This window comes from Kitasatospora sp. NPDC056138, assembly GCF_042264695.1.
In the GTDB taxonomy this organism is placed as follows: domain Bacteria; phylum Actinomycetota; class Actinomycetes; order Streptomycetales; family Streptomycetaceae; genus Kitasatospora.
Window position 1 is genome coordinate 81,396 of record NZ_JBHJVK010000030.1, and the last position, 13,004, is coordinate 94,399.

9 protein-coding genes and 1 riboswitch are annotated in these 13,004 nt (G+C 74.3%); of the genes, 5 read left to right on the plus strand and 4 right to left on the minus strand.

From position 1 onward, the window contains the following. Positions 1–58 precede the first annotated feature (58 nt). Positions 59–2,584, plus strand: coding sequence for an ATP-binding protein (locus ACFC1R_RS19630; RefSeq protein ID WP_375940190.1), 2,526 nt, complete (start codon positions 59–61; stop codon positions 2,582–2,584). 128 nt (positions 2,585–2,712) lie between these two features. On the opposite strand, the gene ACFC1R_RS19635 is transcribed toward ACFC1R_RS19630, so the two are convergent. Continuing rightward, positions 2,713–3,246 carry a universal stress protein gene (locus ACFC1R_RS19635; RefSeq protein WP_375940192.1) on the minus strand — a complete coding sequence of 178 codons (534 nt, stop codon included), beginning with the start codon at positions 3,244–3,246 and terminating at the stop codon, positions 2,713–2,715. Between the two features lie 353 nt (positions 3,247–3,599). On the opposite strand from ACFC1R_RS19635, the gene kdpB reads away from it, so the two are divergent. After that, positions 3,600–5,744, plus strand: coding sequence for a potassium-transporting ATPase subunit KdpB (gene kdpB, locus ACFC1R_RS19640; RefSeq protein ID WP_375940194.1), 2,145 nt, complete (start codon positions 3,600–3,602; stop codon positions 5,742–5,744). Here the strand turns inward: kdpB and ACFC1R_RS19645 are convergent. Next, positions 5,701–7,131, minus strand: coding sequence for a hypothetical protein (locus tag ACFC1R_RS19645; RefSeq protein WP_375940196.1), 1,431 nt, complete (start codon positions 7,129–7,131; stop codon positions 5,701–5,703). The genes kdpB and ACFC1R_RS19645 overlap by 44 nt on opposite strands. A gap of 166 nt (positions 7,132–7,297) precedes the next feature. Between ACFC1R_RS19645 and ACFC1R_RS19650 the strand changes: the two genes are divergently transcribed. Together ACFC1R_RS19650 and ACFC1R_RS19655 are read left to right on the plus strand one after the other, a co-directional pair. Then, positions 7,298–8,632 (plus strand): sensor histidine kinase, encoded by a 1,335-nt coding sequence (locus ACFC1R_RS19650; protein ID WP_375940198.1) that lies wholly within the window; start codon positions 7,298–7,300, stop codon positions 8,630–8,632. After that, on the plus strand, positions 8,620–9,327 hold the full coding sequence (locus ACFC1R_RS19655; RefSeq protein WP_375940200.1) for a response regulator: 708 nt from the start codon (positions 8,620–8,622) through the stop codon (positions 9,325–9,327). Before ACFC1R_RS19650 ends, ACFC1R_RS19655 begins: the two co-directional genes overlap by 13 nt. A 185-nt stretch (positions 9,328–9,512) precedes the next feature. On the opposite strand, the gene ACFC1R_RS19660 is transcribed toward ACFC1R_RS19655, so the two are convergent. Then, positions 9,513–10,580: a hypothetical protein gene (locus ACFC1R_RS19660; protein ID WP_375940202.1), complete on the minus strand. Its 1,068-nt coding sequence runs from the start codon at positions 10,578–10,580 to the stop codon at positions 9,513–9,515. Between the two features lie 505 nt (positions 10,581–11,085). Continuing rightward, positions 11,086–11,505, minus strand: coding sequence for a hypothetical protein (locus ACFC1R_RS19665; protein ID WP_375940204.1), 420 nt, complete (start codon positions 11,503–11,505; stop codon positions 11,086–11,088). A 345-nt stretch (positions 11,506–11,850) separates the two neighbouring features. Then, positions 11,851–12,019: riboswitch (cyclic di-AMP (ydaO/yuaA leader) on the plus strand. A gap of 111 nt (positions 12,020–12,130) precedes the next feature. Here ACFC1R_RS19665 and ACFC1R_RS19670 point away from each other — a divergent pair. Further along, positions 12,131–12,964, plus strand: a complete 834-nt coding sequence (locus tag ACFC1R_RS19670; RefSeq protein WP_375940206.1) for a CAP domain-containing protein — start codon at positions 12,131–12,133, stop codon at positions 12,962–12,964. Positions 12,965–13,004 lie beyond the last annotated feature (40 nt).

A 13,004-nucleotide genomic window follows, 5' to 3' on the forward strand; every position in this document is an offset into this window, starting at 1 on the left:
CGCGGCTCGTCGGCGAGTCGCCCGCGCCGACGGCGCGCAGGTTGAGGGGTGGTCCCTCGTGGCTGGTGGTGGCGGGAGGCTGCGCGTCTACCTCGGCGCCGCACCCGGGGTCGGCAAGACGTACGCCATGCTGGCCGAGGGGCGGCGGCTGAGCGCCGGCGGCCTGGACGTGGTGGTCGGCCTGGTCGAGACGTACGGGCGGCGCGGCACCGAGGAGCAGCTCGGCGACCTGCCGGTGGTCCCGCGCCGGGCGGCCCGCCACCGGGGCGCGGCGCTCACCGAACTGGACCTGGACGCCGTGCTCGCCCGCCGCCCGGCCCTCGCGCTGGTGGACGAGCTCGCGCACACCAACGTCCCGGGCAGCCGCAACACCAAGCGCTGGCAGGACGTCGGGGAGCTGCTCGGGGCGGGCATCGACGTGGCCACCACGCTCAACATCCAGCACCTGGAGAGCCTGAGCGACGTGGTCGAGCAGATCACCGGCATCGTGCAGCACGAGCAGATCCCGGACGCCGTGGTGCGGGCCGCCGACCGGATCGAACTGGTCGACCTCAGCCCGGCGGCGCTGCGCGCCCGGATGGCGCAGGGCGACGTCTACCCGAGCGACCGGATCGACGTGGCCCTGGACAACTACTTCCGGGCCGGGAACCTCGGCGCGCTGCGCGAACTGGCGCTGCTCTGGCTGGCCGACCGGGTGGAGGAGGAACTCGCCGACTACCGCGCCAGGCACGGCATCCGGGCCCCGTGGGAGACCAAGGAGCGGATCGTGGTGGCGCTCAACGGCGCGCCGCAGGGCGAACACCTGCTCCGGCGCGGTGCCCGGACGGCGGCCCGGGTGCACGGCGACCTGATCGGCGTCCACGTCCGCGCGGACGACGGCACGCTCCAGCCCGAGCCACCCGGACTGGCCGCCCAGCGCGCCCTGCTGCGCGAGCTCCACGGCAGCTACGTCGAGCTCAGCGGCACCGACGCCGCCCGGACGCTGGTGGATTTCGCCCGGACCGAGAGCGCCACCCAGATCCTGCTCGGACCGACCGGCCGGTCCCGGCTGCGGGAGCTGCTGACCGGCTCGGTGATCAACCGGGTGATCCGGCTGGCAGGGCCGATCGACATCCGCATCCTGCCTCCGCCGTCCCCCGACCAGGTCGCGCTGCCGGGTGCCCCGCGCCTCCGGCGGCCCGCGCGCGTCCCGGCCCGGCGGCGCCGGGCGGGCTGGCTGCTCGGGCCGCTCGTGGCGGTGGCGCTGGCCGCCGCGCTGTCACCGCTGCGCGCCTCGCTCGGCCTGTCCGGGGTCCTGCTCTGGCTGCTGCTGCTGGTCGCCGGCGTGGCCGGACTCGGCGGACTCGCCCCGGCCGCCGGGACGACCCTCGTGGCGGCGCTCGCGGCGGACTACTTCTTCACCGTGCCCTGGCACAGTCTGGTGATCGGACACGGCGCGGACATCGCCCCGCTGCTGGTGTTCCTGTGCGTCGCGGGGATCATCAGCCATCTGATCGACGGACTGACCCGCCGCTCCCAGGAGGCTGCGCGGGCCCGGGCCGAGGCGCACGCCCTCACCAGGCTGGCGGGCGAGACGGTCCGGGGCGAGGGCCGTACGCTGCGCAGCCTGCTGGCCGAACTGCGCCGGGTGTTCGGGCTGGAGGCGGCCGGCATCCTGGCGCCGACCGGCGACGGCTGGCGCCCGGTGGCCGCCTCCGGCGGCCCGCTGCCGGCCCGCCCCGAGGACGCGCCGTTCGCCGCCGAACTCGACCAGGGCACCGTGCTGGTCCTGCTCGGACCGGCCATCGACGAGGAGAACACCCGGCTGCTGGGTCCGTTCGTCACCCAGCTGCGGCTGGCCGAGGAGCACGAGCGGCTCACCCGGGAGGCGGCCGCCGCGCACGCGCTGGCCCGTACCGACGCGCTGCACACCACCCTGCTCGAAGCCGTCGCGCACGACCTGCGCGGGCCGCTGGCCGCCATCAGGGCGGCGGCGGCCCTGCTCGACTCGCCCGGACCGGCCGCCGGGACGGACCGGCGCGCCTGCGCCGAGGCCATCGCCGCCGAGACCGGCCGGCTGGACCACTCCGTCGCCAACCTGCTGGCCATGAGCCGGCTGCGGGCCGGCCGGGTGCCGGTCGCGCTGCGCCCGACGGCGGTCGCCGAGGTGCTGCACGCGGCCGTGGCCAGTCTGCCGGGGACGGGGACGGGGACGGAGCTCGCGCTCGGCCGCACCGGGCAACTGCCGCTGGTCCAGGCCGATCCCGGGCTGCTGGAGCGCGCACTGGCCAACGTCCTGGCCAACGCGCGGGCCTGGTCGCCGCCGGGCGCCGTGGTACGGATCGACGCCGGGGCGGTGGCGGACCGGGTGGACGTACGCGTGGTCGACCACGGCCCTGGCATCGCCGCCGAGGAGCGCGAGCGGCTGTTCCAGCCCCTGCGCGGACACCGGGTGCAGCCGGGCGGGGCGCGTGGCACCGGCACCGGGTTCGGCCTCGCGGTGGCCAAGGGTTTTGTCGAGGCGATGCACGGCGAACTGTCCGTCGAGGACACCCCGGGCGGCGGCGCGACCTTCGTGTTCAGCCTCCGCCGCGCCGACCGCTGAGGCCGGCCGTCGAGGCCGACTGCCGGGACCGGCCGGACGGAGCCGCCTGGGTCGCCGGGGTCGCCGGGGTCGCCGGGGTCGCTGCGGTACGGCCCGGCGGCCACCGCGCGGGCGTCACCTTGCGGGCGTCACCGCGCGGGCGCGCTCGCCGGGCGTGCCCAGGCCGCCGCCCGGCCGGACAGCCTGGGCATCGGCGCGCCGCTGCGCACGCTGACCTCCAGGCTCTCCAGCAGCTCCGACGGCGAGACGACCACGATCCGGCAGCGGGTGTGGGCGCGGCAGTAGCGCGCCACCGAGCCGTGCAGGACGTGCTGCAGGCGGCTGCGCCGCCCGGCGCCGAGGACCAGCAGGTCGGTGGGCCGGTCGGCGACCGCGGCCAGGGCGGGCCCCGGTTCGGACCGCACCACCACCGGGCGGATCACCACGCCGTCCGGGTAGCCGCCGAAGGCCTGCTCGAAGACGGTGTCCATCATCCGGTGTGCGGCATGCTCCAACTCCGGGAGCGGGCGCAGCCGTTCGGCCTCGCCGCCGTTCCAGGCCGCGACCGGCACCAGGACCGCGCCCAGCCGGGCGGCCTCCTCCACGGCGCGGTGTACGGCGGCCAGGCTGCTCAACGAGCCGTTGACCCCCACGATCACACGGGCACTTTCGATCATCGCCATCCGCTCCCATCGGCACCTCGGGTGAGGGAACCCGCCACGGGTGAACCCGCTGCGTCCCACCTCCATTCGAACCCCGGCCGGGCCGCCCGGTACCGGTGCTTGACGCATGCCGTACGCCGCGCCCGGCAACCTTGACGCGGACTTGACGCCGGGCGGCGGACATCCGGGGACGGGGGCGTCAAGCCGGTGTCAATCTTCCCTGACAGCCCGTCAGGAACGCGTCAGGGCCCCGGCGGGCCGGGGCGGCCCCGCGATTGGCTGCGGCGTGGCCCGTGTCCGTCCGCACCCGCCGCCGCCGTCCTGCCGCTGCTCCCGCTGTTCCCGCCGCAGGCCCGTCCGAGAAGGTCCGCCCCATGCTTCAGCAGGCTCCCGAGAGGGACGTCACCGTCCGTTCCGTCACCAGCCGTGCGCCCAACCCGCCCTCCGCACACCGGCACCGGGCGGCGAGCGGCCTCTTCGACCCGAAGCAGCTGGTCACCTCCTTCCCGGAGGCGCTGCGCAAGCTGCACCCCCGGTTGATGCTGCGCAACCCCGTGATGTTCGTGGTCGAGGTCGGCTCGGCGCTCACCACCCTCTCGGCGGTCGTCTCGCCGAGTGTGTTCACCTGGCTGATCAGTGTCTGGCTCTGGCTCACCGTGGTGTTCGCCAACCTGGCCGAGGCGGTCGCCGAAGGGCGGGGCAAGGCCCAGGCGGAGTCGCTGCGCAAGGCGCGGACCGGAACGGTGGCGCGACGGCTGGTGAGGTGGCGGGTCGGTCTCCAGGACTGCCCCCAGGAGCAGGTGGCGGCCGAGGACCTGCGGCAGTACGACTTCGTGGTGGTCGAGGCGGGTGAGACGATCCCCGGCGACGGCGACGTGGTGGAGGGCATCGCGGCCGTGGACGAGTCCGCGATCACCGGTGAGTCCGCGCCGGTGATCCGCGAGTCGGGCGGTGACCGAAGCGCGGTGACCGGCGGCACCAAGGTGCTGTCCGACCGGATCGTGGTGCGGATCACCTCCAAGCCAGGGCTGACCTTCCTCGACCGCATGATCGCCCTGGTCGAGGGCGCCGAGCGGAAGAAGACCCCGAACGAGATCGCCCTCAACCTGCTGCTGGCCACGCTGACCGTCATCTTCATCCTCTGCATCGTCAACCTCCAGCCGCTGGCGATCTACGCGGGCGCCGAGCAGACCGTGACGGTCCTGGTCGCCCTGCTGGTGGCGCTGATCCCGACCACCATCGGCGCGCTGCTCTCCGCGATCGGCATCGCGGGCATGGACCGGCTGGTGCAGCGCAACGTGCTGGCGATGTCCGGGCGCGCGGTGGAGGCGGCGGGTGACGTGGACGTCCTGCTGCTGGACAAGACCGGCACCATCACCTTCGGCAACCGCCAGGCCACCCGCTTCGTCCCGTTCCCGGGCGTCGGGGCCGCCCAGCTCGCCGAGGCGGCCCAGCTCTCCTCGCTCGCCGACGAGACCCCCGAGGGCCGTTCGATCGTGGTCCTGGCCAAGCGGTACGGGCTGCGTGAACGGGCCGAGGGCGAGCTCGGGCGGCTGGAGTTCGTCCCGTTCAGCGCCCAGACCCGGATGAGCGGGGTCGACCTCAGCTGGCCGGACGGCAGCCCCACCGTCCGGGTGCGCAAGGGCGCGTCCGCCGCCGTCTCCGCCTGGGTCTACGAGAACGGCGGCCAGGTCCCGCCGCAGGCGCACCGGGCGGTCGAGATCATCTCCTCGGGCGGCGGGACCCCGCTGCTGGTCGCTGTCCACGACCGGCACGGGGCACGGGTGTTGGGGGTGGTCCACCTCAAGGACGTGGTCAAGGACGGCATCCGGGAACGCTTCCTGCAGCTGCGCCGGATGGGCATCCGCACCGTGATGGTCACCGGTGACAATCCGCTGACCGCCAAGGCGATCGCCGAGGAGGCCGGGGTCGACGACTTCCTGGCCGAGGCGACGCCCGAGGACAAGATGGCCCTGATCAAGGAGGAGCAGGAGGGTGGCAAGCTGGTCGCGATGACCGGTGACGGCACCAACGATGCTCCCGCGCTGGCCCAGGCGGACGTCGGCGTCGCGATGAACACCGGGACCATGGCGGCCAAGGAGGCCGGCAACATGGTCGACCTGGACTCCAACCCGACCAAGCTGATCGAGATCGTCGAGATCGGCAAGCAGCTGCTGATCACCCGGGGTGCGCTCACCACCTTCTCGATCGCCAACGACGTCGCCAAGTACTTCGCGATCATCCCGGCGATGTTCGCCGGGGCCCACCCGGGGCTGCGCCACCTCAACATCATGGCTCTGCACAGCCCGACCTCGGCGATCGCCTCGGCGATCATCTTCAACGCGCTGATCATCGTCGCGCTGATCCCGCTGGCCCTGCGGGGTGTGCGCTACCGTCCGTCCTCGGCCTCCGACCTGCTCGGGCGCAACCTGCGGGTGTTCGGTCTCGGCGGGCTGGTCCTGCCGTTCGTCGGGATCAAGCTGATCGACCTGGTGGTGCAGTTCGTTCCGGGCCTGTGAGCCGACGGCGTCGCGGGGAGGCGGAGCCGACCTCCTGCCGGGGGCACCGCCCTGCTGTCGCCGTCGCCGTCGCCGTCGCGGGCCGCCCGGGGCCGGGCAGGACGGGTGCCTGCTCGCCCTGTGCGGCGGGCAGTTCGGCGAGGCGGGCCCACACCACCAGGACGAGCGGGAGCGCGAGGTACCCGAAGCGCCCCGCCGGGGCGAGCGCGAACGCCAGGGTGAGGCCGAGGGCCAGACGGTCGGCGGCCGCGACGGCGGAGCCGGGCGGACGCAGGAGCAGCGACAGCGCGAGAGCGGCACCACCCAGGGCCAGCAGGGCGACGGCCGCGAACCAGCCCGCCGTGCCCAGCCCGGCGAGCAGATGACCCGGCAGCGGACTGCCGGCCGGAGTCGGTACGGCGGCGCGGCCGGTGGGGAAGGCCAGCACCTGCTCGGCCATCTCGTGCGGTGCGACCACCGCGACCGGCACGACCAGCGCCGCCGTACCGGCCAGGCCGGCGACCGCGCACCGGACCGCGGCCCGGCCGCCGTACACCGTGGCGAGCAGCGCGAGCGCGACCGGCAGCGCGGGCCAGGCCGACCACTTGAACGAGAACGCCAGGGCCAGTGCCGCCCCGGCCGCGACCGGACGTCCGCGCGCGGCGAGCGCCAGACCGAGGCAGCACGCACCCGTCAGCGGCAGGTCCACCCCGCTGACGCAGACCGGCAGCGCCACCACCGGCGAGGCGAACAGCGCCGTCAGCCCGGTCCGGTACGACGGCCACCCGGCCCCGGCATGCCCAACACCCTTGCTCCGAGCTCCTCTTGGCCGTAACGCCGAGCGCCCGGCCGCCAGGAACGCCGGCAGGGCGGCGGCGCACCAGAGCCTCGGGTCCGCGAGCGGGGTCGCGCCCAGCAGCACCCGGGGCAGCCCGAGCAGGGCCATCCCGGGCAGGTACGGGGTGAAGTCCGCGACCTGCTGCGGGGCCGGGAGGTACGGGCTGCCGGTGCGGACCAGCAGGTCGGCCGAACGTTCGATGACCGAGACCTCGGACTGCGCCTGTCCGCCGATCAGCAGGAGCGCGAGCGGCAGCAGCACCGCGCCGAGCAGGGCCACCGCCGCCGAGGCCGGGCGTGCCCGCGAAGGCGGCGCCCAGGCCGCCACCCCGGCCGCGCACAGATAGCCCGCGGCGGCGCACAGGCCCCAGGTCCGGTGCGTCGCCAGCCCGGACAGCAGCGGGAAGGACCCGGCCCAGACCGCGGTGGCCAGCCACCCGGCCGACCACACGACGCGTCTGCCCGCGCTGGTCCCGGCCCGCCGGCGGATGGCCCACCGGCGGGTGGCCAGGTGCGGCACCTCGGCCGACACGGCTGCGGCAGCGGTCCGTTCGTGCAGTTCGATCGTCACCCCGCCATTGCACCGGCCGGGCGGCGCACGGTCAGGAGACCTGGGTCGAGCTCCGACGGTGGGGTTTTCCCTACCTGCGGGGCACGGTCGCCGGCCGCCGCCCGGCCGCCGCCCGGCTGTCGACTAGGGTCGAGTGGCCCGAGCAGCAGCGACACGGAGGGGACGCATGCCCCAAGAACCGGCCGCCCGGCCGCCCGGCCTCGCGCTGCGGGCCGCGCTGACGGCACATCCGGTGCGGTACCTGTGCTCCGGCTGGCCGTGGCGGTGCTGGGCCTACCTGCTGAGCGGGGCGCTGCTGGGCTGCACCACGCTCGTGGTGCTGGCGGTGCTGCTCGCCCTGGGAGTGGTCCTCTCGGTGGCCGGTGTCGGCCTGGTGATCCTGGCGCTGACCGCCCTGGCCGGGATCCCGGTCGGTGCGGTCGAGCGGTGGCGGATGCGGCTGGTGGACCCGGAGACCGTGCCGAGTCCGCACGGCGCCCTGCCCGGCGGGCCGGGTCTCGGCCCCGTCGGCCGGGTGCGGGCCCGACTGCGTGAGCGTGCGACCTGGCGCGAGCTCGGCCACGCGGGCGTGCTCGCGCTGGTCTTCTCGGGCATCGATCTCGCCTTCTGCGCGTTGCTCGGCTACTCCGTCCTGCTGCTGGTCTCGCCGCTGGTCGTGGCGGCCCTGGCACCGGAGACGGTGATGGTGGTGCCGGGACACGCGGTGGACGGGCCGGTGGAGGCGCTGCTCGGCGGGGTGGCCGGACTGCTCGGCCTGGTGCTCTGCGGATACCTCGGTGCGCTGCTGGCCAGCGCCCAACTCCGGCTCTCCTGGCTGCTGCTGGCCGCACGCGAGACGGAGCTGGCCGGACGGGTGGTCGAGCTGACCCGCTCCCGGGCCAGGCTGGCCGACGCCTTCGAGGCCGAACGCCGCCGCATCGAACGCGACCTGCACGACGGTGCGCAGCAGCAACTGGTCGCGCTCACCATGACCCTGGGCCTGGCGGAGCTCCGACTCGGCCCCGACCAGGAGCAGGCGGCCGAGCTGCTCGCCCGGGCCCGGGGTGAGGCGCGCCGGGCGCTGGACCAACTCCGCGACCTGGTACGGGGGATCCACCCCCAGGTGCTCACCGACCACGGTCTGGCCGCCGCCGTCACCGAGGTCGCGGTCCGCAACCCGATCCCCGTCCGGGTGGACCTCGACCTGCCCTACCGGCTGCCCGGGCAGGTCGAGACCATGGCGTACTTCAGCGTCACCGAGGCGCTCGCCAACGCCTCCCGGCACAGCGGCGCGGCCCTGGTGACGGTCGCCGGACGGCACGCGGACGGCCTGCTGTCGCTGCTGGTCACCGACGACGGGTGCGGCGGCGCCGATCCGCGGTCCGGCACCGGGTTGCAGGGCCTGGCCGACCGGCTGGCGATCCTGCAGGGCAGACTGCTGCTGACCAGCCCGGCCGGCGGGCCGACCCGGCTGCACATCGAGGTTCCCTGCTCCGCCCGGGAGGCGCCGTGCTCCGGATAGTCCTGGCCGAGGACTCGGTCCTGCTCAGGGCGGGCCTGGTCGAACTGCTCGCGCTCGGCGGCCACCAGGTCACCGCCGCGGTGGGGGACGCCGCGGAACTGGTCCGCGCGGTGGACGCGGACCGCCCCGACCTGGTCCTGACCGACGTCCGGATGCCGCCGGGCTTCGGCGACGAAGGGCTGCGGGCGGTCCTCGAACTCCGCACCCGCCACCCGGAGCTGCCCGTCCTCGTCCTCTCGCAGTACGTCGCCACCGCCTACGCCACCCAGCTGCTCTCGGGCGGCGACCCGGGCCGGGGCGGACTCGGCTACCTGCTCAAGGACCGGGTCGGCGAGGTGGCGGAGTTCCTGGACGCGCTGCGCCGGGTGACGGACGGGCAGACCGTGATCGATCCCGAGGTCGTCCGGACCCTGCTCGCCCAGCAGTCGGCCCGCAGGCCTGCGCAGCGTCCGCTGGAGCGACTGACCCCACGGGAGCGGGAGGTGCTGGCCCTGATGGCCGAGGGCCGCAACAACCAGTCCATCGCCAGGGAGTTGGTGGTCACCGAGGCCGCGGTCGTCAAGCACGCGGGCAGCATCTTCATGAAGCTCGACCTCGACCCGGCCGAGGGAAACCGCCGAGTCCTCGCCGTCCTCGCCCACCTCCGGGACGGGCCGCCACAGCCGACGGCCTGGTGCCTCAAGTCGCGGATGTGAAGAACCCGTCGGCGAGGTCGGCCTGGGCGTGAGGCGGGCCGACGTCGTTGCGGGCGAGGGCAGCCGCGGGCGGGGACGAGGAGCGGGGGCGTCAGGCCGGCGGTCCGCATCGGAAACGAACAGACCGCGAGGGCGGGGTCCCGACGGTGGGTACCGTCGAACCCCGCCCTCGCGGTCTGTTCGTTTCAGCGGCGGGTGGTCGAGCGACGGCGCGCGGCCGTCGCCACCGCGGCCGCACCGAGGACGATCAGGGCCCCGCCTGCGCCGATCAGCGGTCCGGACGAGTCGCCGCCGCCGGTGGAGGCGAGCTGCTGCGTGTCGGGGGCCGTGGCCGGGGTTGCCGCCATCGGCACGGCGGCGGGCGAGACCGCTGCCGCGGGTACGGCCTTGGACTGCGTCGGCCCGGCGGTGGGCGTGGTGGCCGGGACGGACCGGGTCGGCTTGCCGGTGTGCGCCGGGGCCGGGTCCGTGGGCGTACCGGTCGCCTTGCCGGTGCGCACGATGTGAAGCGTGCGGGCGGGAGCCCTGCCGCCGTCCGACGTGCCGAAGTAGACCGTGATGTCGCTCTGGTCGGCCGGCGCCTCGGCGGAGAGCGCGACGCGGAACGCGAAGCGGGCGCCCCGGGCGTTGTCCAGGTGCTGGGCGAGGCCGGAGGTGTCGGGGTAGATCACCGGGTCGCATCCGTGGTGCACCGGCAGGGTCTTCCAGTGGCCGCCGGTCATGACCTGGACGGTGAAGTCCTCGGGGCGCAGGTTGGTTCCGTGGCCGGGGTGGGAGCCCGCCTCGTTGTTGTCGAAGCCGAGGATCGGGCGGAGGCTGTCGTACGCCGCGCCGGTGAAGTTGGCCATCTCCACGCCGAATTCGATCGGGCTGCCGCCCGCCGTGATGCTGTCGGGCATCCCCGGCAGGAAGGCGCTCCGCGGCTCGCCGTGGTGCACCGGAGCGGCCGCGTGCGGGGCGGCGGACGGCGACCCGGCCGCCGGGCCGGTCGAAGTGTCCTTGGCGGTCGGCGCGGTGCTCGCGGTCGGGGCGGTGCTCGCGGTCGGCGCGGTGCTCGCGGTCGATGCAGCGCCGCCCGGTGCCGTGGCCGCCGGAGTCCCGGAAGCCACGGCAGCCGCCGGAGCGGTGTCGTCGTCGCCGCACGCCCAGGCTGCGGAGGCACCGCCGAACAGAGGTACACCAGCGCCGATCACGACAGCGATGGCGGCAGTGGCGAACAGGCGGGAACGACGGCGAACAGGACGAGCAGGCATTGGTGATCCCCCGGGAACGCGAACGTGGTGGCAGTAGAGATGATCTTGCGTACTCGCCTCCCGCTCCCACACACGTGATGGAGACCCGGCGGACGCTCTGTGAAAATCTTCTCGAGCTGATGTTCGTCCGCTGTGCGGGACGTGTCACTGCGCTGTAACAGAACCGCTCACGCACGACCCGCGCGTGGTCGAGCAGGATCAGGAACGTCCGTGCCGGCAAAGGAACCAGAGGCAGGTTCAGGTGCCGAACCGCGCGCGGACCCGATGGTCCGCAGTGTCCGGCCAACCCCGGTCGGGCGATTGCCCGGCCGCGCTCGACGAGGCTCTGCGGAGCGGCGGAAGGCGAGTCCGAACACCGAAGGAGCCCCGTCGCCGTACGCCCGCGCGAGTACAGTCACTGTCGCCCCGGGGTCGACCGGTACCGGTCCGAGGCCGGCTTGGCCGAGACGGGTCGAACGGATCTCCCGTCACCCCGTCCGTCAGTCGTGAAGCCCGGGCCGGGCGGTCAGTCCGCAGAGCAGCCCCAGTAGGCGATCTCGGCCGGTTCGCCGTCGCGGTACAGCACCGTGCACCGGCCGACTCCGCGGCCGACCGGGTCCAGCAGCCGGCGCAGCGCGGTCTCCCACTGTTCGCGGGTGGGCCGGCCGTCGGGGGCCCAGCCGCGGATCTCGTCCTCGGTCAAGGGGCGCATCATGGCGAAGTCGTCACCTGCCCCGGCGTCGATCAGCGCGTAGAAGTCGAGCACCGTGCAGGTGCCGCCGGTCAGGATGTACTCCCGCCAGTCCTCGTCCTCCCAGAGCTCGACGATGCTCATCCCCGGAAAGCCGTGATCGTCCTTCGCCAACTCCTGGGTCTGGGCCTGCCGGAACGCCGCCACCAGATCCTCCTGGTACGGCCCGGTCGTCGCCCACTCGTTGCCACCCACTGCAGAACCCTCCCTGGTCACCGTCTCTCGGTTGCACCGCACGCTAACCGTCGGCACTGACAGGACCCGCCCCCGACGGTCCGCGGGTGATCGGGACTGCTTGGTCAGGCCTCGGTTTCCGGGGGGAGGGTTGTGGGTCCCGGGGAGCACAGGGGTTGTTGTCCTGATATAGCGGTTTATGGTGGATTATGTCCCGAGTGTGACGGTCTGTCAGTTCTCTCGACCTCAGTGTGATGTGTGCTATACGGACTTGTGTCCTGCGGGTCGATCTGCCTAGCGTTCAGCCTGTCCGCATCTGCGGACCCCGCCGCCGGGACGCCGAGTCCTGTCCACCGGCCGCCGGGACGCCGAGCAGTGCACCGGGCAGGAGCGGGGGAACCAGGTAGTTCGCCGTGCCCTGCCCAGTCCGTTCTTCGGGCTCTCCAGGTCGCGGCTCGGGGTGAAGCCGTCTCGTACGGCCGGGCTACCTCACGGCCCGAACCCGACAGCTCACCTCGTAGGCGTCGCAGAGGAACGCCCTATGCTGACTTCAGGTACCGGCCGGCACCGCCGTGCACGCCGGAGGTATGCCCCCCGTCTCGCTGCCACCGCCGGGGTCGCCGGCGCCGGCCTCATGCTGCCGCTGGTGAGCGCGAGCGGAGCCTCCGCGGCTCCGGACGCCCGCCCGCACGCGAGCCACGCCCTGTGGCAGGAGCACCACCAGTACCACCACCAGGCCGACTCCGGGCGCCACGGCCAGGCCGACTCGCACGCCGGACAGCACGCCGGCGCGGTCGACGCCGGGGCCTCCCACGCGTCCCCGTCGGCGCCCCACGCGTCCCCGTCGGCCTCGGCCTCGGCCTCCGCCTCGACCGGCCACACGGCCAGGCCCACCGCGTCCGCGTCCGCGTCCATGCGGCCCGGTACCGGCTCGCACACCGCGTCGCCCGTCGCTCCGGCCGGCGCCTCCCACGCGTCCGCGCCGTCCTCGACGGCGTCCCCGTCGGCGCCGGCCACCCAGGCCCCCGCCCCCGCCCCCACGCAGCCCGGTTCCGATGCGGATGCCGTGCAGCAGGTGCTCAGCCTGATCAACCAGGCGCGCGCCGCCCAGGGCCTGCCCGCCTACACCGTCACCGCGGGGCTGACCCGCAGCGCCGAGGCGCACAACCAGGAGATGGCCGGCGGTTGCGGCATGTCCCACCAGTGCCCGGGTGAGGCCGAGTTGGGGGCCCGGGAGACGGCCCAGGGCATCCAGTGGAACGCCGTGGGCGAGAACATAGGCGAGGGTGGTCCGGTCGGTACGGCCACCCAGGACATCGCCGCCATGGCCGTCAGCCTGACCCAGGACATGCTGAACGAGACGCCTCCGGACGACGGTCACCGTAAGAACATCCTCAGCTCGGAGTTCACCCACATCGGCATCGCGGTCTACCGGGACGCCCACGGAACCGTCTGGCTCACGCACGACTTCTCCGACTGACGCAGCCCTCGCGGCGACGGCCGGGCCCAGGCCCGGCCGT

Excerpts from the sequence above, each read along its gene's own strand:
- ACFC1R_RS19635 (WP_375940192.1), bottom strand. The coding sequence starts at position 3,246 with ATGGCGATGATCGAAAGTGCCCGTGTGATCGTGGGGGTCAACGGCTCG.
- kdpB (WP_375940194.1), top strand. The coding sequence starts at position 3,600 with ATGCTTCAGCAGGCTCCCGAGAGGGACGTCACCGTCCGTTCCGTCACC.
- ACFC1R_RS19650 (WP_375940198.1), top strand. The coding sequence starts at position 7,298 with ATGCCCCAAGAACCGGCCGCCCGGCCGCCCGGCCTCGCGCTGCGGGCC.
- ACFC1R_RS19660 (WP_375940202.1), bottom strand. The coding sequence starts at position 10,580 with ATGCCTGCTCGTCCTGTTCGCCGTCGTTCCCGCCTGTTCGCCACTGCC.